The following is a 24,721-nucleotide window of genomic DNA, read 5'->3' on the forward strand; positions in this document are numbered from 1 at the left end:
CCCTGTGGAAACTAAACGCTATAGTCCCCTTTCTCCCGAATCGGGGGAAAGGCCGGGATAGGGGGCGAGCAAAGTCGGCTTGCTCTACAAACTGTCTCTAAAGCCGTGAGATTGTCAGCCTCTGCAGCCCCCACCCCTGCCCTTCAGAACTGGTGGGAATGGAAACTTAAGATTTCTCGCCTTCGGCTCGAAATGACAGGCACCTCCGGCTCGAAATGACAGACGTCTATCACACGAGAAATGGCAGGCGTACCACACTTCGAGTCCAACGTTCTCGCCTTCAGTGGGAATGAAATGAGAAGACCTCTCAGCTTTGCTTCGAGGTGACATGGGATGCCGACGCTCTCCCCCTACAGGGGGAGGGGAGACCTGCAAGTTAAACAGAGGTTTCCTCGGAGAGGTGAGCGTTATCGGGTGCTAGCAGGCCGCAGTCCAGCATTCTAAGCCGAAGGTTTCGTCGCCAAAATAAGGGGCGAGGGCGCAGGGACTTCCAAAGGCCTCACATGCTCAAAGCCGGCCTCTTCAAGCCAACGCCTGATCTCGTTAAAAGAGTAGGTATCGCCTTGCTCGGTATGCACAAGCATATTAACGGCAAAAATGAGCGAATGGGGAGGGCCGGTTCGCTCTTCATTCACGAGAAATTCAGCGATAGCGATCGTTCCTCCTGGCGCTAACGCCTGATAGGTCTTTGCAAGCAGTTCGCGACTGCGTATCTCACCCTCACTATGCAAAATATGTCCAAGAATAGCCACCTGGTAATCTTTGCCAAAATCGGCTGTATGCATATCTCCCGCCACCAGTCGAAAACGATCGGTAAGCCCAAAGCGCGAAAGCATGCGACGTGTCACGTTCAAAACTGCCGGTAGGTCTATCACCGTAGCCCGTACCTGGGGCGACTTCATGGCAATGCAGATGCTCCACACACCCGACCCGGCAGCAATATCGAGCACAGAGTAGGGAGCATTGAGTTGCGCAAGGCATAACGACTCGGCGAGCGCATTCGCGGCGCCGTAGTTGAGTGGAAAGAGCGCTTCAACAAACCTTTCAAAAAAGGCGGCACCATCCTCGGCCTGATCAACATGCAGCGCGGGTTTTCCGCTCCGTACAATCTCGGCCAACCCCAGCCAGTTGGGAATAACTTGTTCGCAAATATGGCAAAAAAGCTCTCCATAGTAGTGTGGGCTTTTGCGCACAAGAAAGGTAGTACTTTCTGAGGTTAACAGATAATGGCCTTCTGTATCTTTGGCCAACAGGCCCAAGCCGACCAGAGCGTTTAAAAGTGCTTTCAGTCCACGAAATGAAGCACCTGTTTTAGCGTGGAGCTGGTCAATGGTCAGCGGGCCTGATGCCAGCTCCTCAAATATATTATTATGAATTCCAGCATGGATAATTATGGGAGCAGCATGCCCCCACATAAGTTGAAGAATTCGTTCGGGGCTAACAGGTTGGGGCGTTCCAGAAACCATAGCTTGCAAACCCTCATTTACTCTATGAAAAATTTTACTTTGGGAGTTTACCTGCACCGTACTCTGAGAGTCAAGGGAGGCATTACGGACTCGGGGTAAACTAGGCATATGCTCTCAAAATAGAAGGAGTGTAACAGGAATTGTAGATGAAATACGGGCATCTTCTGTTTTGGCTTATCTGTTTACCTATGTTCGCCATGGGAGAGGGGACATGGCAAACTTCTGCTCCCAATACCGCTGTTTCCAAATGGCAGCGAAAGGCTTTAATAGCCTGCTTGGTGCCTATGGCAAAAGCCATTAGGGCACAGCAGAGATCGGATGGTGCCATTGTTATGGGTGATCGGGCCCCCTATCGCCTCTCGCCCTACGTCGCGAACTACGCGGCTCTCGGGTTGCTCGGTGCCTACCAGATAACCCACGACCCTAGCTTGCTTCAGGCCGTGAAGCGATGGCAGGAGTGGTATTTAGCTCACTTGAATGTGGATGGAACGATCTATGATTATTCGGGTGATGTGGGCGCTTGGCAACCCACCAACGATTATGACTCCACCGATGCCTATGCCGCCACCTTCATGCGGTTAGTCTGGAGGTATGCCCAAGTCGCTAAAGACCCTTTGTGGGTTCGGCACCTGCTAACCGAGTTACCAAAACTTGCCAATGCAATTCGTCTAACTCTGCAAGGTGACGGGCTAACCACGGCTAAACCGAACTATCCTGCTATGTATACCATGGATAACGTTGAGGTCTATCAAGGATGGGTTGCGTCGGCGCAACTGGCGCAAAAAATGCATCGTGCCGATCTCGCCCACATCTATGGGAGGTTGGCAAAAGCAACCCTCCATGCTATTGATACACTGCTATGGGTACACGATAACCGAGGAGGGGGCCATTTTCTTATCGGCATTCAGCCCAATGGGGCAAGCATTGAGGTTAAACAGCCGATGGTGTGGTATCCCGATCAGGTGGCTCAGCTTATGGCAATCGCGTGGCTGCCCAAGTCGAGCAGAACGTGTGGCCTCTACTCTGCATTGTGTAGGGGGGAGTTGAAGCTGCCCTCCATCATTATAACGGAAGATGAGCTAAGCTATGTGGTATGGTGGGCTTTGGCTGCAGAGACTGTAGGCGATAGGCCAACGCTATCGCGTATCCTGCAATTGCTGATCGCCGTCCCAAAAACCCTGCCCACCGTGATGGATGTGGGATTAGAGGGGCATGTTTGCACCATTCTTGCCCATGCGTGCGAGCAAGGCGACCGCCTATAGGGGTGGGGGTGGGGCTGCAGAGGGTACCCTTGTGGGGTGGGGCGTCGGCCTTGAGGCGCCTATCGCTAGGTCTCCCTCCCCCTGTAGGGGGAGGGGAGGGCTTGCGGGGCTGAAGTCGAGATGAACTCCTGTCATTTCGAACCGAAGGCGAGAAATCTTGAGTTTCAATTTCTACCAGTTCCGAGGGGGTAGGGAGTGGGGCAGTAGAAACCGCCAATCTCACGGCTCTAGAGACAGTTTTGCAAAGCAAGCTTACCTCGCCCGCCCCCTATCCCGGCCTTTCCCCCGATTCGGGAGAAAGGGGGCTAGTAAGTCGGTTTCCGAAAGGAAGGATATGAAAGGAAACCGAGAGCTAGTTTACTGGTCTCCTTGAGGCGAATCGGGAGCGCTGGCACGAACTAAAGTATTCGCCTCGGTCTCCGCCACGGTCTGTAACTTGATAAGACGAATGCCCGTGGTGGGCACAAGGAGGTGCTCGCCATTTGTTTTTACCAACTCCACCCAATGGGCATCCAGATAGGTAAGCGTACCGCTATCGGAATAGTTAGTATGGTAGTAAATAGTTACTACACTATTCAGATGCCGCTGTAGAGGATGCGATAGATTAGGGTTTTGCATGGATGTTCCTTTCATCGGGGTGCTAGTGCAGGCCACGTGGCAAATTCGCGTAGAAAGCTGACAACCTGCTCGACTACGGCCTGAAAAAGCGCCTCGCCCTTTTCGGGAGTGGCGAGTTCTGGGTGGCCGAAGGCACCGGTCGTACTTAGTTGATCAAAAGCACGCGGCACATCCACTCGACTAGGTCTTGAGAAGTCTGGGCAATAGAAGGCCGATTCAAAAGGGATGTTGGCACCGGTGGCGAGGTCGCAACGCACAAGTTCGGGACGGAGGCAGAGGATCATGCTGGTCTCTTGTTCGCAGGCATGGCTAACGACAGGTTGCCGAAGCCCCGGCACGGCCGCGACAGAGTCGGCAGCGAGTGTCCACCAGGTTCCTAACGCAATCCACAGGTCGGTGAGGTGCTTATGCTGCATCTGAGTGCGATAGATGGCCATACGCCCCGGTGTAATGTTGCCCCCGTGGGCGTTGAGAAGGAAGATGCGTCGGAAGCCCGACCCGATAAGGCTATCGAGCATATCGCACAGAAGAGCGACGTATGGCTCATTGCCGATGCTAACGGTTCCCGGAAAGGCGCGATGATGATCGGAAGCTCCCACCCAGAGCACCGGTAGAAAAAGAACGGCATCGCCAAGTGCGTCTTCGGCACGGCGAGCGATTTCGGTGCAGATGAGCGTATCGGTGAGTAGGGGAAGGTGATGACCGTGTTGCTCGAAAGAGCCGAGGGGCAGCACAACAACCTTATTCGCCAGAGCACGGGCTTCCGGCCAACTCTGTTCTCCAAGCTGCATTGAGAGACACGCTCCTAATTCGTATGCTTTTCTTCCCTAAATTGTACCGATTTCCAGGCGGCGAACAGGGGCTTCAGCTTGTTTCTTTGATATTTGCCGGTAGAGGTAACCGGGAAAGTATCGCCGAAGACCACCACTTTGGGGCATTTTTCAAAGGGCAGGCGCTTTCTACAGGCGGCTAGAATGGCCTCTTCGGTAAGATCGCTGCCCTCTTCACGCTGCACATAGGCCCCAATCTCCTCTCCATAATAGTCGTTCTCGAAGCCTACTGCCATGGCAGCACGCACCCCCGGAATCGCGTTAAGAACCTCATCTATGTCGAAGGGAGAGTAGTTCACCCCGCCGCGAATGATCAACTCTTTGATGCGGCCGGTGATAAAGAAGTAAGGATTACCATCTTGGCCGACAAGATAAAACCCCTCATCGCCTGAGCGGAACCACCCATGTGCAAAGGTATCGCGGTTGGCCTCCGGGCGGGCATAGTAGCAGCGCATGACGTTGTGCCCACGAATGACGATCTCTCCCCGCTCGCCGGGTGGAAGAGGGTTGCCGTTGGGGTCGTGAATGGCCATCTCATTCACCGGCAGCGGGCAGCCGATAGAGGGGAATCCGCATTCGGTAAGCCAGTAACGGCGTGTGGGTTCATCAAGAGAGATGGGTAAAAAGCAGGAGTAGCAGGTCGTTTCGGAAAGGCCGTAGCCATGAATGAGCGGGATGCGAAACTGGGTTTCGAAGCGACGCGCCAGCTCGGTGGTGAGAGGGCCGGCCCCACAAAGGATATGGCGGAAGCGCGACAGGTTGTATTGGCTTATATCGTCGTTACGCTCACAGAGAAAGGCCAGCACGGTGGGCACCACGCTGCTCCAGGTACACCCCTCCGTTTCGACCGTTTTCCAGAAGGATTGCGCGTAAAACCGCCGGTTCAACACGACGCTGCCACCTGAGTAGAGCGGAGTTAGCAGGGTCACTACGGTTCCGTTCACGTGATGGATAGGAAGGACATTGATGGCTCGATCGTTAGGGCCGAAACGGTTCCATTCGGCGATGCTGCAAGCATCTGCCAGCAGATTGGCGTGATCGAGAATAACCCCCTTGGGGGGGCCGGTGGTGCCCGATGTGTAGACGATCAGCGCCTCCGTATCGGGACATTGGCTCGGTAGAGAGGAGGGGATTGCATAGTTGTTGAGAAGTTGTTCAAAGTACGGTATGCCATTACGGCCGTTGCTGCTGCCGGTTGCGATGAGGACATGAGAGGCGGCATTTGCAGGCAGCATCTGTTGTGCCCGAGAAAGCTGATCGTCAAAGGCGAAGACCGCTTTCACTTTTGCATTGGAGAGGATGTAGGCAAGCTGTTCGTCCTCTGAACCTATGTTGAGCGGAACGACTGTAGCTCCGAGAAGCCAAGCGCCGAAATAGAGGAACACGGTACGGGGGTCGTTGGCCATGAGGGTTGCAACGCGATGTCCCTCGGTAACACCTAGGCTCTGTAAAAGGGAAGCAACCTGAGAGGCGCGTTGTAGAAATTCGGCATAGGTGTAGGAGACTACCGGCCCGCTCTCATCGTAAAAGGTCAAGTAGCGCTCGGCTGCACGCTCTTGCGCCCGCGTCTGAAGAAGCTGACCGACGCTATCAAACGGCGTGAAGCGCTGCTCCCATGGCCGATTTGAGAGGCAGCGCGCATGATAGATAAGGGGGCGTGTTTCGGGAAAGACGCTTTCTTCCTCTAGCTGCATAACCCATTCTCCTCGCTTTCGTTTGCCTCGTTGCACGCGAAAGCTTGTTACAAATATCTTCATCTTTAGAAACGCGATTCCCTGCTGGATTTGTTAGCTTAAATAATAGCGAGGGGAGTGTATGTGATTTCTAGCCGTTGTTCCTCGAAAATGGGCGTTTCTCATAAAGCAAGAGTAGCAGTTCTCCATCAGAGGAGGTTTTGTAGGCGGGAGCATGGTCGCTGTGCTTTGCTGGTTGGCTCTGGAGCCGTGAGACTGTCAGCCTCACCCCTACAAGCCCCCACCCCCCCGCCCCTCAAGGCCGACCCCCTCCCCCTCCCCCTATCAGGGAGAGGGGCACCTCGCGGTGGGCAACTCAGCGGCCAGTTTTATTCCCTTAATCGCCTATCTCGCTGGCCGCTGCATCGCCGTGCGCTAGCACCTCCCGAATCGGGGGAAAGGACGGGATAGGGGGCGAACAAGACAAGCACGCTTTGCAAAACTGTTTCTAGAGCCGTGAAGGACGGAAACTTAAGATTTCTCGCCTACGGCTCGAAATGACAAGCGTCTATCTCACGAGAAATGACAGGTGCCTGCGGCTCTGCAAGACCGACACCCTCCCCTACAGGGAGAGGGGCACCTCGCGGTGGGCGTCCTAGCGGACGGCGCCTTTGCTGCCTGTTTTATTCCCTTCATCGGCTATCTCTCTGGCCGATGCTTCGCCGTCTGCAAGACGGAAAGGCCGGGATAGGGGGCGAACAAGACAAGCACGCTTTGCAGTACTGGCTCTAGAGCCGCGAGATTGGCAGCCCCCATCCCACGCCTAATTTTTAGAAAGCGGAGTTAACCCGAATCTACTTGCTTTCTAGTGGCACGCAAGGCCGCACGCCGAGGCGCCGCAAGAGCCAAACCATAGGGCACCAGTTTGTAAAGGCCGATTGGAACAGATTAAGCCCCACAAAAGCCGTGAAGGCGTAAAACCAGGGACTTACCCAATAGCCCAAAGCGACGCTCAGCATTACAAAGGCACCTGCGATAAGGCGAAGCCAGCGTTCAACGGTCATAGTAACGTTCCTCCTGCTACATTAGAATGAATGGACTTCTGCAGTTGAGGCGGTGTCTACGGCCCCACCTGCGGATTCGAGATCGGGCCGACCGAAGGGAGCAAATCGGTCTAAATCCCGACTGCGGCGGCGCACCAGATAATAGAGCACGGGCACCGCCAAGCGCGAGAGAAGTGTTGAGGCGATCTCACCAGCCATGAGAGAGATGGCCAGCCCCTGAAAGATCGGATCGAAGAGAATAACAAACGAGCCGACAATTACCGCCGCCGCGGTGAGAAGCATGGGTCGAAAACGTGTGGCGCCGGCCTCGATGACGGCCTCTTCTAGGGGAAAGCCCTGACGTAGGCGCAGCTCGATGAAGTCCACCAGGATAATCGAGTTGCGCACGATGATACCGGCACCCGCGATGAAGCCGATCATGGAGGTGGCCGTGAAGAACGCACCGAGCAGCGCATGGGCAGGCAAGATGCCTACAAGCGTAAGGGGGATCGGTGCCATGATGACAAACGGCGTGATGAAAGACCGAAACCACCCCACGATCAGAATGTAGATGAGAATCAGAACGACGGCAAATGCAAGTCCCAGATCGCGAAAGACCTCATAGGTTATCTGCCACTCACCGTCCCACTTCATGGAGAGACGATTGGTGTTGTTCGGTTGTCGAATGCTGAGTATGTTGAGATGCGTACCATCTGGCATTCGCAATTGCGACAACTTTTTATTCATCGCCAAAATGGCATAGACCGGGCTTTCCAGCCGTCCGGTAACATCGCCTGTTACATAGACCACCGGCAGCAGGTTTTTGTGGTAGATCGACTCGTCTGCAGGTACCTCTATCGTTCGCACCAACTCGCTCAGCGGCACGCTGCGCCCATCCTGGGTGGGGACGTAGAGATTTTGTAGGCGGTTCAGGCCGCTGCGATCTCCACGAGGTAGTTGTAGCCAAATGGGCACGTCCTCTCGGGCTTCCGGATCGTGGGCCAATCCTATCGCCGCTCCGTGCAGGGCCATGGTTAGTTCATTGACGGCCGTCTGCACATCCACATGTGCTAACGCGGCCTTCTGTCGGTCTACCACTATCTGATAGGTTGGTTGCGCGTCGTCGTGGTACCAGTCCACGTCGGTAACATCCGGTGTCTGTTCAAAGACCCGTTTCACCTCGCGCGCCACGGCCGTCCGCTCGGCATCGGTGGGGCCGTAGACCTCTGCGACCAAGGTTTCGAGTACCGGCGGGCCGGGCGGAACTTCGGCAACCTTCAGCCGCACTCCCCATGCTTTTGCAATGCGGGCTAATGCGGGGCGAATGCGCTTTACAATATCGTGGCTTTGCAGTTTTCGATGTTGTTTATCCACGAGGTTCACCTGGATGTCGGCCTGATAGGCTGCGTTTCTCAGATAGTAATGCCGAACAAGGCCGTTGAAGTTGTAGGGGCTGGCGGTGCCCACATACAGTTCGTAGTTGGCCACCTCCGGCACGGTGGCGATATAGTCGGCTAATGCCTTTGTGGCCGCCGCTGTCTGCTCCAAAGTGGTGCCGTTCGGCATATCCACGATTAATTGAAATTCGTTCTTGTTGTCGAAAGGCAGCATCTTTACCACCACCAACTTCAACGCGATAAGCGACATCGCGCCGAGCAACAGGAGGACCACGCCCCCAAAGAAGAGTCGACGCGCTTTTGGCGAATGGATCAGCGGCTTCATCACCCGCCGATAAAGCCGAGTGGTCCAATCGTCCGGCGACTTTTTCGGGTGGTCGCTTGGTGGGGTGGTGGGTTGGGCATGCTGATGGTGCCTGCCGAGAATGATATTGGTAGCCCATGGCGTAACGATAAAGGCCACGGCAAGGGAGAATAACATGGCGGCAGAGGCCCCTACCGGAATGGGCCGCATGTAGGGGCCCATCAGCCCGCGAACAAAAGCCATCGGCAAAATAGCAGCGATAACGGCGAACGTAGCGAGAATGGTGGGGTTACCAACCTCGTCTACCGCTCGAATCGCCACATCTCGTAAGGAGAAGGGCTTTCCCTGCTCCATACGAAAGTGCCGAACCATGTTTTCGACAACCACAATGGCATCATCTACAAGAATACCGATCGAAAAGATCAGGGCAAACAGGGTGATGCGGTTTAGGGTATAGCCGTAGAGATAGAAAATAAACAGGGTGAGGGCGAGCGTTACCGGGATGGCAACACCAACGATCAGCGACTCGCGCCACCCCAAAGCCAACGCTATCAACAGCATAACCGAAATCACGGCGATCAGCATGTGAAAAAGCAGTTCCATCGCCTTCTCGTTGGCCGTAGCGCCGTAGTCACGCGTAACCGTGATGTGCACGTCGGATGGCAGGATGACCCCTTTCAGGGTGTCTACTTTATTCATGACCCGCCGTACCACGTCTACCGCGTTGGTGCCCGGTAGCTTCGATATGGCCAGTGTAACGGCCTCTTGAAGCGATGTGGTTTTCTTGCCTGTCGCCGGCCCATAGCCGAAAAAGACATAGTTTTGCGGCTCCGAAGGCCCTTCGACCACTTGAGCCACATCGCGCACAAAGATGGGGCGCTCGCCGACACTACGCACTACCACGTTCTGCACATCTTCGGCATTGCGGAGGAAGTCGCCCGTTCGCAGCAATATTTGGGTGTTATTTTTATCAAAAGACCCTGATTGCTGTTGGGCATTGGCCCCCTCAAGCGCATTGGCCACATCCAGAGGAGTCAGGCCGTAGGCCGCTAATCGCGCGGGCTTCAGAATAACCCGTACCTGACGCGGCTCTCCACCGATGATATCTACATTGGAGACATCGGGCACCTGCTTTATGGCATCCCGAAGCCGTTCGGCAAGCTGGCGAAGCGTGTAGTAGTTATAGTTTGCCCCATGAAGCGTTAGCGCTAAAATGGGCACGTCGTCAATAGAGCGCATCTTCAAAATGGGCTTTGACGCGCCGGGAGGTAGGCTATCGTAGTGCGGCTGCAATTTTTCCTCCAAGCGCACAAGGCTCTGCTCGGGGTCTTCTCCCACGTAGAAACGCACAATGATCAAGGACTGCCCTGGGCTTGAGGTGGAGTAGATATATTCGACGCCCGGCACATCGTGAATCACCCGTTCCAGGGGGTTTGTTATGCGTTGCTCTACCTCTTTCGCCGTGGCTCCGGGCATCTGAACCATGACATCTATCATCGGAACATGAATTTGCGGTTCTTCCTCTCTGGGTGTACGAACCACGGCGATGAAGCCTAAAAGCAACGACGCCAGAATAATGAGTGGAGTTAGTTTGGACGAGACGAAAGCCGCAGCTAACCTGCCGGCTAGCCCGAGGCGCGAATGCGCCGATCCGTCTGAATGATGCGGCGTATGTCCCCCTTTTGGCTCGCCCGTGGCCTCATGCGTATGTTCGGTATGGTGATCGGCCATTTGGTTTACCTCCCATCCTCTGTCGGTCTTATCTGCAAACCGTCCTGTAGCTTTGGAGATGAGGCATCGGCAACGATGCGCTCTCCCGGATTAAGCCCCGAAAGCACCTCAAGGCTCTTTCCGTACGACTGCCCTAGCGTTACCAGTCGGAGATGAAGCACGTTCTGAGGATCAACAACATAGACGTAGTGAAGTCCTTCTCGCTCCATAACGGCGCCGGCCGGTACAAGCATACGCCGTTCCGTGCCGACAGGGAGTTTCACGCGACCGAACATTCCCGAAAGAACACCCCTATCTGCAGGCAGCAGCACCTTCACGGTAAAGGTATGGCTGTTCGGGTCACCCTGCGGCGCGATCTCGGTCACAATGCCCACAAGGTGCCTGTTTCCTAAGGCATCTATCTGCACCTCTAAGGGCTTTCCTATGGTGACTGCGGGCAAGGCGCTTTCCGGCACGGTCAACTCTAAGCGATCCTGTGTGCCCTCCTCACGAAGAACGGGAACGCCGGGCATAGCCATCGCGCCAACATCCGCTAGCTTTTGGGTGATCACGCCATCGAAAGGCGCGCGTAGAACCGCATAGCTGCGCGTGATGCGGGCCAGCTGGAGCGCTACACGGCTCTGTTGTAAAGCGGCAAAAGTGTTTTGCGTCTGTTCGTGCCTCACCTGCGCTTTTGCAGCGGCTGCTTCGGCTTCACGAAGGCCGGCTTCCGCCCGACGTACAGCAGCCTGTGCCTGGCGTACCGCCTCCGCCGCCGCTTGCTTTTCTTCGGAACGGCTTCCCTCGTTCACGAGGCTTTGTTGCTGCAGAGCGCTCTCATACTGTGCCTTAGCGACCTCGTAGCGGCTTTGATAAGAATCGTACTGCTGAGCCGAGATGGCCCCTTCGTTATAAAGCTCTGCCATGCGATGGAGGTCACGTTCGGCAAGAACGAGTTTGGCTTTCGCTTGCGTCACTGCGAGAGCAGCTTGGGCACGCTCCTGCTTGCGTGGGCCGGTATCCACCAGTTGTTGCTTTGCTTTAGCCGCTGCTAGGGCGGCTTGGGCTTCGCGCAACTGGGCCTGTGCCGCCGCAATTTGGGCGTTGTCTACCTTGCCTTCCATCTGTTCGGCCATCTGCGCCCCCCGATAGGCCGCCTCCGCAGCGAGAACGCCCGCTTCCGCCTGAGCGATACTCGCATCGAGATCACGGGTATCTAAAACAGCCAGTACCTCTCCTGCCGTCACACGGCTCCCTTCATGTACAAATAAGGAGAGAATGCGGGCTGTTATCTTGGGCGCAATATCTGTTTGAACGATGGGGCTTACGTTACCGGTTACCTCTATGGTTTGTGGCAAAGTGGTTAGGGCGACCGTCTCTATAGGAGCGGTAACTGCCGTGGTGTTGCTTGTGGGATGGCTTTGTGAGTCGGCAGCCTCAGCGGAGGAGGCATGCCTGCGCCAGAAGACCATGCCCACCAACCCGATGAGCAGAAGCAGGCCAACCAAAACGATTTTGTGTCGTTTGCCTAACGTTCCGCTTCGCCGCCATGCTGTCATTGTTTGTAGACTTCGGTGTCTAATAAATTGATATATATCTATATTCATATAAACTTCCTCCGAAAACGACTCTTTCGTATCTCTGCAAGGCAAGGGATGGATGGACGCCTACAAGCCGCCCGGTCCAGGCATATGCTACAGCTACTTTTTATGATGGCGGATGCAATCGAGCAAGAGCAGCACGCTTGGATCGGCGATCCGATAGTAGACGTTCGTGCCCTCACGGCGTGCGCTGAGGATGCCTTGGTCTTTAAGGATTCGCAGTTGTTGGCTTACCACGGCCTGTTCTGCCTCTGCGGCCTCCACGATTTGGCTTACGTTGCGCTCTCTACCGGCGTGTTGAAGATAGTCGAGAATGCGAAGACGCAACGGATGGGCCGCATTTCGGATGATAGGCGCCACACGTTGAAGCGTCTCCAGATCGATGAGTTGGTTTTTCGTTTCTGTCGTTGTCATGCCGCTTTCCTTATATAGATGCTAGCTATATAGCTATACGCCTATGTTTAGAGGATGGTTCCCCATCGGTGCCAACTCTTCTATGGACGCGGCTCTGCCAAGGCGGCGGTGATCGTCTGTTCCATGCTCCAAGCATGTCCTTCGTTATAAGCGGCCTCGAATCGATCTTCTCCTATAAGTGCACGCGCTTGTGCAAGCCAGCCTTCGCCTTGCTCGGTTAGCTCGTAGGGCGATACTTTTACCTGCGTGTCCTCCAGAATGCGATGCGCCCCGCCGATCAGGCGCGCTGCACAAAGTGCGAAAGTAACCCTTTGTGCCTTTGAGTAACCCTCATGTTGTGCCTGCCAGGCCCTATAGACCCCATAGGCCCGAAGGGTATAGGCGATCTCGTCTACATCTTCATGTTCTCTGGCCACCGCGAGGGCCTCATCTAAGCAGTCTCGGGCTGTTTTCTCTTGATGGTGCAATAGGGCAAGTAACGATAACTTTCTTAGCGGTGCGGAGATAGCTAAGGGGAGATGGTATTGGCGCCCCCATTCCACGAGTTGTTGGAACCGTTGATAGGCCTGTTCATAGTTCCGTTCTCGAAGGGCTAGGGTGGCAAGACCGAAGTTTGCAGCCTGGATATGATGGAGAGCAGGTATGTTGTCAGGAGTAGGATAGAGTTGAAGAACCTCCTCGAAGTAGTGCCTGGCCTTTTCGTACTCGCCCTGATAGTAGGCCAGGCGTCCGAGCTGGGCAAGCGTACCCGCTTCTTTCCATCGTTCGCCCGTGTTACGACAGATGGCGAGCGCTTCCTCCTCCAAAGCGAGCGCCTTAGCATATTCGCCCTGCTCCTGGTAAACATGGGCGAGGGCGTTTAAATAGAGTGGCAGATTGCCCACATTACCATGTGTTCGTGCGATTGCAAGAGCCTCTTCAAAGAGCGAACGGGCACGCTCAAACTGACTCTGTTGCTGTAGTAAAACCTGACCAAGGCAGAATAGATCATAGGAAAGACTGATTTCATCGCCCACTTCACGGTGTAGAGCGATGGCCTGTTCGATGTACTCTTGCGCCCTTTCAAAGTCGCCAAGATTATAGGGGATTGTGAAAAGCTCGGCTAGCATAATGGCCTCTTTGATCCGATCTCCTACGGAACGGAAATAGGAATATGCCGATTTGAAATGGGCTTCGGCGGCAGAGTAGTCTTTCCTTAAAAAGGCGAAATAACCCTTAAAGCGATGGGCAAAACCCAGTAGCTCCTCGTGATGAAGGTGTTCGGCCAGTTTCCATAGCCTTTCCGCATAGGCTTGACTCTGTTCGAGGTCTCCGAGCCGATAGCGCAAATGCGTGACCAACACCAGCCCTTTCCCGTACAGATAGTCTTCAGCAGAATAGTTCGCTAACGCGGCCTCACACCAGGTAAGTCCCTCGCGAAGAGAGCCATTCAGAAGCCAGAAATCGCTAAGGGCAACGCATAGACGTAGACAGGCTTCCCAATCGTGCTGCCGTCTATACCAAGCATAGGTCTCCTCTATGTTCGCCCATTCTTCTGTTAGCCGCTCGGCCCAGTAGACTCCTTCCTTGCCTAAAAGTTCGGTGCGGGCGACATCGGCAAGGTTCGTGTAGTAGTGCGCGTGCGCCCGGCGAACTCGGCCTTCAAACTCTGGCCCCCGTTCCCGAAGTTTTTCCACCGCATACTCGCGAACCGTTTCCAACAGGTTGTAGCGCACTTCCCCCTTACGCTGCCGCATCATGCATAGCGACTTCTCGACTAAACCTTCTAATAGCTCAAGCACCTCCCAAGCCTCTAGGCCGTAGGCTTCCTCTCCTACATGCTCGATGGCCTCTAAGCTCCATCCTCCGCGAAATGCACCTAAACTGCAAAACAGCTCCTGTTCGCGAGGAGTTAGCAGTTCATAGCTCCAGTCTAAAGTGGCCCTCAAGGTTCTGTGGCGGCTCAGCTCGCTACGCATGCCCCCTCGCAAAATTCGTAGACGCTCATCCAGGCGATAGGCAAGCTCCGGTAAAGAGATCACACGTAAACGGCTGGCCGCCAACTCCAACGCCAGCGGAATGCCGTCGAGCTTGTGGCAGACTTCCACCAAAGCCTCTAGGTTTTCATTATCTACCCGGAACTCGGGTAGCACGTTTTGTGCTCGCTCCACGAAAAGCGCCAAAGCCTCATAGTGGGCGACTTCCGCCACACTTAAGCTCTCGTTCGACGATGGCAGGCTCAACGGCAACACAGGGTAGACACGCTCGCCCATAACGTGCAAGCGCTCACGACTGCTTGTCAGTATCTTTATTTCCCCACATTCGCGGAGGATGCGGCTCACCAATCTCCCTACAGCCTCCAGGAGATGCTCGCAGTTATCTAAAACCAAGAGCAGTGCCTTGTTACGCAGATAGCGCAGAAGAACTTCCTCCATTGGCTCCGTCGGTGTTTCGCGCAGCCCAAGCACACTGCCTATTTGAGACGCCACTCCGTTCCCTTCTTGTACCGAGGCCAGCTCTACCCACCAGACCCCGTCGGGAAAGTGCTCTAGCATCTCTGCTGCCACCTGAAGGCTTAATCGGCTTTTCCCACAGCCGCCCACTCCTACCAGGCTCACAAGGCGTCCACTTTCAAGCAGGTTACGAATCTCTTCGACCTCGCGCTCGCGTCCGATGAAACTGCTCAGTTGAAACGGCAGATTGTTGGGGTAAAAGCCTCCGGCAAGAGAGCGTAAAGGGGGAAAGTCGCGTTCCAACTCCGGATGGATCAGCTGGTAGATATGCTCCGGTGCTTTCAGGTCGCGTAGCCGATGCCAGCCGAGATCGAGCAGATCGGCATTGGGCGGCAGGTGAACTTCCACAAGAATCTTGGTTGCCTCCGAAAGAATAAGCTGCCCGCCATGTGCCACTTCCACCAGTCGGCTCGTTTTGTTAAGAGGCGGTCCCAAATAGTCCTCCGCTTGTTGCATGGCGGTGCCACTATGTAGCGCGACGCGCACCCGTAGGGGGCCGGTTTCAGGAGGCCATTCTTGGGTGCGGAGGGCTTTCAAAAAATCGAGGGCGGCATGGACTGCATCGGTGGCCGAAGCAAAAGCGGCGAACCCTCCGTCGCCCATCATTTTGAAGAGATGCCCTCCATGTTCCGCAATGACATTTTGCAGGAGCGCGTTGTGAAGGGCGAGAGCCGTCTGCATTGCCTCCGGAGCACTCTCCCACAGTTTGGTGCTGCCCTCAATATCGGTGCACAAAAATGTAAGTGTATAAGACTGAACTTGCATCGTCAACCCTCTACCGGTTTGTTAAGGAAGAGGCTTAGGATACAACCGAACAGACTCTTTGTTTTAATATACCTTTTCATCTCATCGAGGTGACGAAGTTAGTTGCTAGACTTCGACCCACATCCCGCCGTGTTCATCGGAGTTTTGGCAGGCTGTGATGGTTCTCTGTGCGGCCAAACCATCCTCGAAAGTAGGAGAGAGCGGGGAGGGAGGCTGCCCCTCTTCATGGCGCGCGATATTCGACACGAAGTCAAAGAGGCTATGAATATGAAATTGTATCCAGCCCACACTGTTTTTGGTAACACCTAAGGCGTAGGGTTTGGGATAGCGCGAGACGCATTCGATGCGTTGAAAACCGCGCTTTCCCCCCAAATCCTCTTCCGGCAGGGTGGCATCGTAGATATCGAGCCAGTTGGGTTCCATCAAATTGAAGCGCAAGGCGCCACGACTTCCATGGAGTTCCAGGCGAATCTCGTCCTGCGCCCCGGTTGCCAAACGCGAGGCCTCCAAGCTTCCATAGGCGCCTCCTGCCAACTGAGCCTGCACGAGCGCGATATCATCCACATCCACTTTGCGCATCTGGCCGCTTCTTACATCCAACCGCTCTGTAATCACTGTTTGCAGACGGGCACTAACCCGTTGAAACTCTCCGGCACGTTCTATCGGAAGCGGAGGCCCTGCCAAGAATCGCACGAGGTCAAAGATGTGTGCCCCCAAGTCGGCGACGGCGCCTCCACCGCTTCGTGCCTTATCCATGCGCCAAGAGTAAGGGCGATGGGGAGAAATATAGCCCGCGTGGAGATAAGCCACGCGAAAACTGAACAGTTCTCCTAAGAACCCCGATTCTGCGAGCTGTCGCGCCCGTAGAATCGCCGGCACAAAACGATAGTTGAAGGTCATCTGTTGCACGGTGGGAACGTTGCGCGCTAGAGAGACGATCTCCACCGCCTCCTCTTTGGTCAGCGCGAGCGGCTTATCGCAGTAGATGTGTTTGCCCGCCTTTAGGGCATCACGTAAAATAGGGTAATGGAGATCGTTGGGGGCACAGATATTGATGATCTGAATGTCCTCGCGCTCCAACAGGGCCTGATAATCGCGTGTCGCAAACAGAAAACCGGCCTGCTCCTGCGCCTTTTTCCCGCTCTCCTCCGTTGCCGTACAAACTCCCACCAAACGCAACCTAGCCGGCAACGGATCGTAAAAGAGGGGTAATGATAGATAGGCATGGGCATGCACTTTCCCGATAAACCCATAGCCCACCATCCCAACACCGTAGGTTTGCATTTTGCCTTTCCTTGTACGCTATCGAGTTTCTGCAGGAATTCTACCTTGTTGTCATAAAATAAAACGAGGAACCCACGCCCAAGAATGCGACGATGATACACCACTCCTGGAACTTAACGCCTCAAGAGGCTATCCAACTGCAGAAAAAGTTGGCCAAAGAAGTCCGTGTGGAACCTTTGGAAGTCGAGAAGGTTAAGCTGGTGGCCGGCTGTGACATCTCTTTTGCTGCCCATGCCTCTGCGGATACACCGGTTTTTGCCGGAGTTGTGGTACTTGAACGGCCCCACCTCACCTTGAAGGAGCGGGTAGGGGTTCGCACCATCTCTCCGTTTCCCTATATTCCCGGCCTTCTCTCTTTTCGGGAATCGCCTCCTCTGCTCGAGGCCTGGGAGCGGCTCACGACCCGTCCCGACATTCTCATAGCGGATGGGCAGGGCCTCGCCCATCCACGCCGATTTGGAATCGCGTGCCATCTTGGGCTGCTGTTAGATATACCGAGCATCGGAGTGGCCAAAAGTCTGCTTGTAGGGCATCATGAACCGGTTCCAAACGATGTGGGCGCTTGGCAACCGATAGTGGATCGGGGTGAGGTGGTGGGGGCGGCGCTTCGTCTGAAACAGAACGTGGCTCCGATCTATGTATCTGTGGGGCATCGGGTAGACCTGATGAGCGCCATTCAACTGGTTCTTCAATGTAGAGGTGCTACCCGTTTGCCGGAACCTACTCGGCAAGCACATCTCTATGTTAATGCTCTTCGCTGGGGAGAGGTATCGTTGGTCTGAATTTCTTATCCCCAGTAGAGTGTAAGAGCAAGCAGGTAGAATAGATGACGGTCGTTTTGCTTATTCAAGTACGGAGAAAGGAATGGAGGAGAGAGATAATTTAAGTTTAGAAGAGGCCTTTGCAGCACTGCTGCAACTTATAGAGGACAAGCGCTCTGAAGTCCATCAGCAGATACAGTTGTTGAACGATATGGGAGACTATCGTCAACTGTCGAGATATGCTGCCTATGCCGAGCAGATCAGAGGCTACGAAGAGAAGATAGAGAGGCTGAGGGACGAGGGAATCCGTTTGTTTGCACAGCAAGCCGGCGCGTCGTTTGCTGAACCTAATCGCGCCTCTCCAACCCGGTCGTCACGGCTTCCACAAGGAAGACGTACACCGGAAGAGAATTTTGTATGTCCTATTTTGCAGGCGCTGGATGAGTTTGGTGGGGCGGCTAGAATAGGCCTGGTGTTGGACCGGGTTGGGGAGATTATGCAGGATGTTCTCACCGAGGCTGACTATGAAACTCTTGAGTCTACCAATGAACCTCGCTGGCGTAATACTGCTCAATGGTGCAGGAATAGCTTGTGCGATAAAGGCCTTATGGCGCGGGGGCGGCGTGGTCTATGGGAGATCACCGATGCAGGCCGTGCCTATTTGAGAGACCAATGCGGGCATGGATGAACGAAGTTCCAGAATGACCTCTCTCGAGCTGGTTCTAGGGCCGGCCTGCGCCGGTAAGACGCTGTATGCGCTAGGGCTTTATCGGCTCGAGCCGGCCCGCACCCTCTTCATCACGGCGACCCAAGTGCAGGCGGAGCGCGCCCTTACGCTTTTAGGGACGGAGGCTGCGCCGAACACGGTGATGTCTCTCCAGGAGTTTACCGTGCGCCTGGTGGAGGGGGGTGGGTTCGAGATGGTGGGACGCTCGTTTCAGCGCCTGCTCCTACAGGACATCATCGAAAGGTGGCTCTATCCGGACGATTATCTCGACCCCATGCGTTTTTATGAAGGGTTTCTCTCCACCCTGCTTGAACAGATTCGAGAGTGGAAGCTTTCGGGGCTTTCACCAGAAGACATTCAAGCGATCGGGCCGATGGCCGTAGAGGCGACGGGGAACCCGCGCGAGGCAGATAAGCTCCTCGAACTTGCAAGGCTCTACGGTGCCTACGAGAGGTTTTTGCTGCAACATCGCCGACAGGATGCCGAGGGCATGTTGCTGTTGGCAAGGCAGCGCATGCATTCGGGGCATGTGCGTTGGTTGGAGGATTTCGACGTCTTCATTTTAGACGGCTTTTATTTCCTCTATCCGGCTCAAATCGCCTTGCTGACGACGTTGGCGGAGTGCGTTCCACAAATGCGGTTTGTGGTAACTCTGCTCTACGACCCTGCCCGACCTCTGCTCTTTGCCCCGGCGGAGCCGACGATCCGGCGATTAAAAACCGACTTTCTGTGCCGCGAGACACTGCTCAGCGCGCCTCAGGCCCCCAGGTCGGTTGCGGACGTGTTAAGTCAACGTCTTTTTCATGATTCGCACTTTGAGCCTTTGGAAAGCGCAACGCTGGAGCCTGTTCTCCTTTTCGATGCCCCCGATGTCTATATGGAGGCGGAGATGGTGGCGCGTGCCTTTCAAAGTCTACACGAAACGCGAGAGTATCGGTGGAACGATTTTGCTGTGGTGGTGCGCAACGCTCAGGCCTACGCCCCGACTCTTTTCTCTGTTTTTGAGCGTTATGGCGTTCCTATAGGCACCTATGGCGGCGAGGCGGTTGCCGAGAATCCACTGATACGTGCCCTCATCAACTTTCTTGAGCTGGTGCGACACGACTGGCCACGCGATGCCGTGCTGGCATTTTTCAAATCCTCTTACACCCAAACGCCTCGCGAAGAGGCGGAGCGACTGAGGTTACTTGTTCATGAGAGAGGGATAGGGCGAGGGAAGAACGAGTGGGGAGCTTTGTTGCCGGCTCTTGCACCGTCATCCGCATCCGCCCGATTGCTTACGGCGATGTTGAATAGAGCGGAGCGGTTGCTGCAGGCACAGAGCGTTCAGGATATGGCCGAGGAGATAGAGCTTCTCTTCGAGGAGTTCGGGCTTACAGAGGCCATTGCACTCGGCGAGCCTTTGCGGCAAAAACGCGATCAGGAAGCTTATCGTGTGGCTATAGAGGCCCTTTACTCTATGGCCGATATGATGCGGCTAACCGACCGAGAACGGATGCCTTTTGGCGATTTTGTCGAGAGACTTATTACAGCATGGCGTAACAGCACCGTTGTGGTGGGCCTGGGCGAAGATCAGGTCTGGATTTCAGAGCCTTATGATATTCATCAAAGGCGGCCTCGTGTCGTAGCGGTGATGGGACTCCTAGAACGGCTATTTCCGCGCCGCCTTACCGAAAACCCTTTTTTGCCGGATGCCGTGCGCTATCGCTTGTATGAACAAACAGGTCTTTATTTGGCACCACGTGAGACACGTGCGAACGAAGAACGCTTGTTGTTCTATTTAGCGGTAACAGCTCCTGCAGAACGCCTTATTCTTTCCTATCCGCGAAGCAGTGGCGAGGCCGATACCCTTCCCTCTTTCTACCTGGATGAGGTAAGGGAGGCGCTGGCTACCAACCCGGAGTTGCTACGTGTGGTATCGCGCCGTCTGAGCGATGTGGCTCCGCGCTCGGAAGATGCCAGCTCATGGCGTGATCGCCTTTTGAACCTCTGCGTACCCTTGTTCGACCCCGCCGTTACAGAGGAGCAGAGGGCCGAGATACGAGAGATGGTGAATCGGCTGTGCGCCGAGAATACATCGGCGGGCGAGCTATTGCGTGCTGTTGCCGAAGCGCGATTTCTGCCCCCGTTACCGCGTGTGGAGGAAGAGACAGCGCGAGCATGGATGCGCGAGCAGACGAAACGTTGTTCGATCGCCGAGCTAGAAGTCTATGCCCGTTGCCCCTTCCGTCACTTTCTGCAGTACCGCTTGCAGTTGCGGGTAAGCAATCAAACGAACTTCGCTTTACTCCAGGAGAAGTTGCTCCATGATGTGTTATACCGTGCCTTTGCCGAGCTGTCGGCCACCGATGGACAGGCTGTTCAAGAGGTGCTGGAGAGAGCGTTGGAGACCGAACTTCAAAATCTCGTGGCCGACATTTCGCCGCACCGTAAACGCCTCTTGCAGCAGGGGCTAATGCATATCTTAGAAACTATTGCAGAGAAGGAGCAGTTTTATAGCCGATGTTTGCCTCTGCGTCCGATCCATTTTCATCTGGCGTTCGGTGTGTCGCAGATAAACTCGACAGTATACGATTCACGCTCTTTATCGCGGCCCCTGATAATTCCAGACCCACAAGGTGGCGAGCCGCTGGAGCTTTATGGAGTTGTGGATCGAGTAGACAGAGATGCCGATGGAGAGCTCGTTTTCCTGATGGACTATACAACCGCACAGCCCCCGTCTTGGCCAGAGATCACCGGCGGCAAAGCTCTTCGACTGCCCCTTATGATGCTGGCCCTGGAGCGTCTCTTTGGAATGCAGGTTGGAGGTTTGTGTATAGATTCTGCGACCCAAAAAGCGCGTACCCGCCTCTTTCGTACAAGCACGGTAGCGTTTCAGCGATTCAAGCTGATCCCGGAGCGCGAGAAGGGAGACCAGGTGCAGCCGTTAAACGACGAGCAATATGCAGCCATGCTGCAAGCGGCCGTTGAAGCCGCAATTCGCCATGTAAATGCCATGCGGCGGGGCTATGTAGCAGCGACGCCGGGAAGCCACTGCCGTTTTTGCCCCTATTCTGACATCTGCCGGACGACACCTCAAGGCCACGATGGCGAGCCGTTATACCGCATGGATGTGGTGTCGGGGTCGAGTGTTGGTTCAACAAGGGAAGTGGACACGGCACAGGAAACCGGTGGGGATGGGGCAAAGTTCTAGGCTCCAGCCGCACGCATCCGAGAGAGCTTTGCAGATGGTGAGGCCTAGTCCATTCCCCCCTGTAGCCGTGTTTCGGGAGCTATCGGGCCGATAGAAGGGTTCAGTAAGGCGCTCCAACTCGCTTGGAGCAAGCGGGGCGCACTCATTAAAAATCTCCAGATCGGCGCCTTGAGCGGCGGATTTCAGCGTAATTCGCACCTGACCGCCTTCTTTGGCATATTTAATTGCATTTTCCACCAAGTTTCGCACCAGCATCTCGGCGTGGTTGGTAGGGGCTATAATCTCAAGGAACGATGGCAGTTCTGTGTAGATTTGAAGATGGCGTTTGCCCGCCAAAGAGGCATAGTGGGCAAGTTGGCGTTCACAAATTTCCACAAGGTCAATGGCCTCATCGGAGGGGGTAGGGGCCATCTCGATGCGGTTTAATAGCAGGAGATCGCGCACCAGTGCCGTGAGGCGACGTGTTTGGGTGAGCGCCTCCTCTACATAGGCGCGATATTCTGTCTCGCTGCGTGGGCGCTGTAGCGCCAACTCCAGATGGCCGGAAAGCGCCTGGAGAGGCGTTCGCAATTCATGAGAGACGGCGGCGTAGAAACGCCCGCGAGCTGCCGCCGATTCGGCTAGGCGGTCGAGTAGGCCGTTGAGCGTTGTCACAAGCTCGACGATCTCGACGTCTTTTGAAGGGGCTGTGAGGTGAACGCGCATGCGCTCCACCGATGCCGAACGGGCTTGCCCTGCCAAACGGCCAATGGGCGAGAGCGTACGGCCCACCAAAAGCCATGCTCCGCCGGTTACTGTAAGGAAGATAAAGAGGCTCAGTACAATCAAGGTGAGCGCCAAACGCTCTTGTGAGCGCTCGTGTTTAAGCCAGGGCAGCCCGATGACAATGGTATAGGAGCCAAAGCGAAACGTTGTTCCTCGCCAATCATCCCGATCTCCCCAAGGCCAAATCGGCATTTGCGAAGTGGAAGCCCAAATAAGTTTGCCGTGCGAATTCAGCATCTGCAGAGCGATATTCTCTTCTGTAAGGTCACGCTCCTGTTCGGTAAGCTCGTAGAGGGTGGTTTCGTTAGGCTGTAGGTGGGCTAGCTCGTGCTGTACCTTTTTCGCTGCCGTCTGTAGGAGGATATCGGCACTGCGTTCCATGGCGAGGCGCGAGTAGCGAATGAGAACGAAGCAGGCGATGAGCAAAAGAATGGCAGTAGCCCCAGAAAACACCAGGGTCATGCGCCATCGCATGGAGTTAAAAAGCATGGGTTAGCCCTCCAAACGGTAGCCCACGCCACGTACCGTGTGAATGAGTGGGCGTGCGAAGCCTCGGTCGATCTTGCTTCGTAAGTAACTTATATACACGTCTAGCACATTATCATTGCCTTCAAAGTCGTACTGCCAGACATGTTCCAAGATCATCAATCGGGTTACCACGCGCCCTGCATTCCGCATAAGATATTCTAAGAGGGCGAACTCCGTCATAGAAAGATGAATGGTTTTTCCTTGGCGGCAGACTTTTCGTGTGGCCGGGTCTAGGGTGAGATCGGCGACACGAAGCACCGGTGGGCTGGAGGTGCCACGACGCAGCAGGGCACGGACTCGTGCCAACAGTTCCCCTATTTGGCAGGGCTTCACGATGTAGTCATCGGCGCCGCTATCAAGCCCTTCAATTTTGTCTTCTAGCGTGTCGCGTGCGGTGATGATGAGGATGGGGGTGGTAACGGAAGCCGCACGCAACTCCCTACACAAAGTGAAACCATCTTTGCGGGGCAGCATGACGTCGAGAAGGATGAGATCGAAGGCGATGCTGACGGCCAAGCGGAGTGCGGTCTCTCCATCCTCCACAACCTGTGTGGTGTAGCCGGCCTCGGTAAGCGCTTGCTGTAGAAAGCGGGCGACGCTCTTATCGTCTTCTACGATCAGGATATTCATCGGCGTGGTCTTGTGCGTTTTGTGCTAGAGGTTTTATACCCTTCTTTTGACATCTTTTCTTCAATTCTCGTGGAGGATGCGAAGGACAGCACGCCCTTTTACATTCTGCAGCGGCAGGTAGACTTCTCGAGTTTGCGGGTTGACCGCTACACTGTGGGCGCGGTATGCTAGGTAGGCTTGACCAAGCTTGTGAAGCGTAGTGCCTTCTACCTGGAAAACGGCGAGTACGCCGCTTTCGCTGGCCACATAAAGACGATGAAGCGATGGGTCAAACGCAAGAACATCAGGGTCTTGGCCTACCAAAAAAACCGATGGCAGGAAACGCTTGGTATTCAAAGAGAAAACAGCAAGTTTTGCGTTGCCTTCGCAAGCCACGAAGGCCAGCATTTGGGCCGGCGCGATGAGTAGGCTGTGATCGCGTTCGCAAGAGGGCGGAATAGGGTAGCGAGCAACGATTGTGTCGGTGGCAGGGTCTATCGCAACAAGCTGGTTCAACGTCTGGACATCCACATAGATGCGATGGTCAATCGGGTTGTACTGGCTGTTTCCTGCCTCTCCACCGAGCGGAATGGTCTTCAGACGACGATTCGTCTGTGTGTCTATAACGGTCTCGGTACGCCCGAATTCATCGGACACATAGAGCTTTTTCGTTGATGGATCGTAGGCCATGCCATCTGGATAGTCTCCGGCCGGAATGCGGGCAAGAATATGTAGAGAGCTTTCGTCTATGGCAGCCACCCTATTTTCACCGGTGGCTGAGGCGTAAATGCGTTTGATAGAGGGGACAACAAGGACGCCGTGAACGGAGGGCAGATTAGGGATGACCGCAACCACCTTGCGCTTTTGCGTGTTAAAAACCACAACACTATCCGCCCCCAGGTGCGCGATGAAAAGCAGGTGATGGTTAGGGTCGAGACTTTCATAATCGAAACGGCTCGTTCCTCCGGGTAGAGGGATGTCGGCAACGAATGTGAGCGGAAGTTTGGATTGGGTGGGAGTGCAATTGCCAACAAGGCCGGCTATGGTGAGATAACAGGCAAGGTGAAAGCAGGCTCTGAGAACCTTTCTCATGGGAGAAGCTCCTCCTTAGCGTTTTAAGCTAGAGTATCGTCACGTTGCGGCGTGCTAGCCGTTTTTAATTACAAGGCATTGTAAATAAGTGCTCTCGATGAGGTTGCTTTTGGCATGCTCTGTTGTAGTGCAAACCTCAGATCGAAATACGGAAAAGAGGGTACCGGTGTGCCCTAGAGAACGCTAA

Annotated in this window: 17 protein-coding genes; 4 read left to right on the forward strand and 13 right to left on the reverse strand. The window is 54.9% G+C overall.

Annotated features, from left to right (window positions below; all coding sequences use genetic code 11):
• Nucleotides 1-440 precede the first annotated feature (440 nt).
• The gene (locus tag VKV29_RS08960) at nucleotides 441-1,466 is read right to left on the reverse strand and encodes a methyltransferase (RefSeq protein WP_324200967.1); all 1,026 of its coding nucleotides are present in this window, start codon (nucleotides 1,464-1,466) and stop codon (nucleotides 441-443) included.
• 146 nt (nucleotides 1,467-1,612) lie between these two features.
• Here VKV29_RS08960 and VKV29_RS08965 point away from each other — a divergent pair, with 146 nt between their 5' ends.
• Nucleotides 1,613-2,728 carry a hypothetical protein gene (locus VKV29_RS08965; RefSeq protein ID WP_324200968.1) on the forward strand — a complete coding sequence of 372 codons (1,116 nt, stop codon included), beginning with the start codon at nucleotides 1,613-1,615 and terminating at the stop codon, nucleotides 2,726-2,728.
• Between the two features lie 357 nt (nucleotides 2,729-3,085).
• Here the strand turns inward: VKV29_RS08965 and VKV29_RS08970 are convergent, their stop codons facing one another.
• The 9 genes from VKV29_RS08970 to VKV29_RS09010 all read right to left on the reverse strand — a co-directional run bounded on the left by VKV29_RS08970 (nucleotide 3,086) and on the right by VKV29_RS09010 (nucleotide 16,859).
• On the reverse strand, nucleotides 3,086-3,346 hold the full coding sequence (locus VKV29_RS08970; RefSeq protein WP_324200969.1) for a hypothetical protein: 261 nt from the start codon (nucleotides 3,344-3,346) through the stop codon (nucleotides 3,086-3,088).
• Nucleotides 3,347-3,357: 11 nt separating this feature from the next.
• Nucleotides 3,358-4,137: a creatininase family protein gene (locus tag VKV29_RS08975; protein ID WP_324200970.1), complete on the reverse strand. Its 780-nt coding sequence runs from the start codon at nucleotides 4,135-4,137 to the stop codon at nucleotides 3,358-3,360.
• A gap of 14 nt (nucleotides 4,138-4,151) precedes the next feature.
• On the reverse strand, nucleotides 4,152-5,870 hold the full coding sequence (locus tag VKV29_RS08980) for a class I adenylate-forming enzyme family protein (protein WP_324200971.1): 1,719 nt from the start codon (nucleotides 5,868-5,870) through the stop codon (nucleotides 4,152-4,154).
• An 833-nt stretch (nucleotides 5,871-6,703) separates the two neighbouring features.
• Entirely contained in the window at nucleotides 6,704-6,913 is a 210-nt protein-coding gene (locus VKV29_RS08985; RefSeq protein WP_324200972.1) for a DUF2892 domain-containing protein, read from the reverse strand.
• 21 nt (nucleotides 6,914-6,934) lie between these two features.
• Nucleotides 6,935-10,324 carry an efflux RND transporter permease subunit gene (locus VKV29_RS08990; protein WP_324200973.1) on the reverse strand — a complete coding sequence of 1,130 codons (3,390 nt, stop codon included), beginning with the start codon at nucleotides 10,322-10,324 and terminating at the stop codon, nucleotides 6,935-6,937.
• Nucleotides 10,325-10,329: 5 nt separating this feature from the next.
• Nucleotides 10,330-11,910 (reverse strand): efflux RND transporter periplasmic adaptor subunit, encoded by a 1,581-nt coding sequence (locus VKV29_RS08995; RefSeq protein WP_324200974.1) that lies wholly within the window; start codon nucleotides 11,908-11,910, stop codon nucleotides 10,330-10,332.
• Between the two features lie 93 nt (nucleotides 11,911-12,003).
• Nucleotides 12,004-12,318 carry a metalloregulator ArsR/SmtB family transcription factor gene (locus VKV29_RS09000; protein ID WP_324200975.1) on the reverse strand — a complete coding sequence of 105 codons (315 nt, stop codon included), beginning with the start codon at nucleotides 12,316-12,318 and terminating at the stop codon, nucleotides 12,004-12,006.
• Between the two features lie 80 nt (nucleotides 12,319-12,398).
• Entirely contained in the window at nucleotides 12,399-15,575 is a 3,177-nt protein-coding gene (locus VKV29_RS09005) for an ATP-binding protein (RefSeq protein ID WP_324200976.1), read from the reverse strand.
• A gap of 105 nt (nucleotides 15,576-15,680) precedes the next feature.
• A complete protein-coding gene (locus VKV29_RS09010; protein ID WP_324200977.1) occupies nucleotides 15,681-16,859 on the reverse strand; it encodes a Gfo/Idh/MocA family oxidoreductase in 1,179 nt (392 codons plus the stop codon).
• 92 nt (nucleotides 16,860-16,951) lie between these two features.
• Between VKV29_RS09010 and nfi the strand changes: the two genes are divergently transcribed.
• The 3 genes from nfi (at nucleotide 16,952) to VKV29_RS09025 (ending at nucleotide 21,540) form a co-directional block, all read left to right on the forward strand.
• On the forward strand, nucleotides 16,952-17,641 hold the full coding sequence (nfi, locus tag VKV29_RS09015) for a deoxyribonuclease V (protein ID WP_324200978.1): 690 nt from the start codon (nucleotides 16,952-16,954) through the stop codon (nucleotides 17,639-17,641).
• Between the two features lie 82 nt (nucleotides 17,642-17,723).
• Nucleotides 17,724-18,308 carry a winged helix-turn-helix domain-containing protein gene (locus VKV29_RS09020; protein WP_324200979.1) on the forward strand — a complete coding sequence of 195 codons (585 nt, stop codon included), beginning with the start codon at nucleotides 17,724-17,726 and terminating at the stop codon, nucleotides 18,306-18,308.
• A 13-nt stretch (nucleotides 18,309-18,321) separates the two neighbouring features.
• Nucleotides 18,322-21,540: a PD-(D/E)XK nuclease family protein gene (locus tag VKV29_RS09025; RefSeq protein WP_324200980.1), complete on the forward strand. Its 3,219-nt coding sequence runs from the start codon at nucleotides 18,322-18,324 to the stop codon at nucleotides 21,538-21,540.
• Here the strand turns inward: VKV29_RS09025 and VKV29_RS09030 are convergent.
• From VKV29_RS09030 to VKV29_RS09040, 3 genes are read right to left on the reverse strand one after another with little or no spacing between them, the layout of a single operon-like run.
• On the reverse strand, nucleotides 21,484-22,794 hold the full coding sequence (locus VKV29_RS09030; RefSeq protein WP_324200981.1) for an ATP-binding protein: 1,311 nt from the start codon (nucleotides 22,792-22,794) through the stop codon (nucleotides 21,484-21,486). The genes VKV29_RS09025 and VKV29_RS09030 overlap by 57 nt on opposite strands.
• Nucleotides 22,795-22,797: 3 nt before the next feature.
• Entirely contained in the window at nucleotides 22,798-23,463 is a 666-nt protein-coding gene (locus VKV29_RS09035) for a response regulator transcription factor (RefSeq protein ID WP_324200982.1), read from the reverse strand.
• Nucleotides 23,464-23,523: 60 nt separating this feature from the next.
• Nucleotides 23,524-24,534 (reverse strand): YncE family protein, encoded by a 1,011-nt coding sequence (locus VKV29_RS09040; protein ID WP_324200983.1) that lies wholly within the window; start codon nucleotides 24,532-24,534, stop codon nucleotides 23,524-23,526.
• Between the last annotated feature and the right edge of the window lie 187 nt (nucleotides 24,535-24,721).

The organism is Chthonomonas sp. (assembly GCF_035294165.1).
Taxonomy (GTDB): Bacteria; Armatimonadota; Chthonomonadetes; order Chthonomonadales; family Chthonomonadaceae; genus Chthonomonas.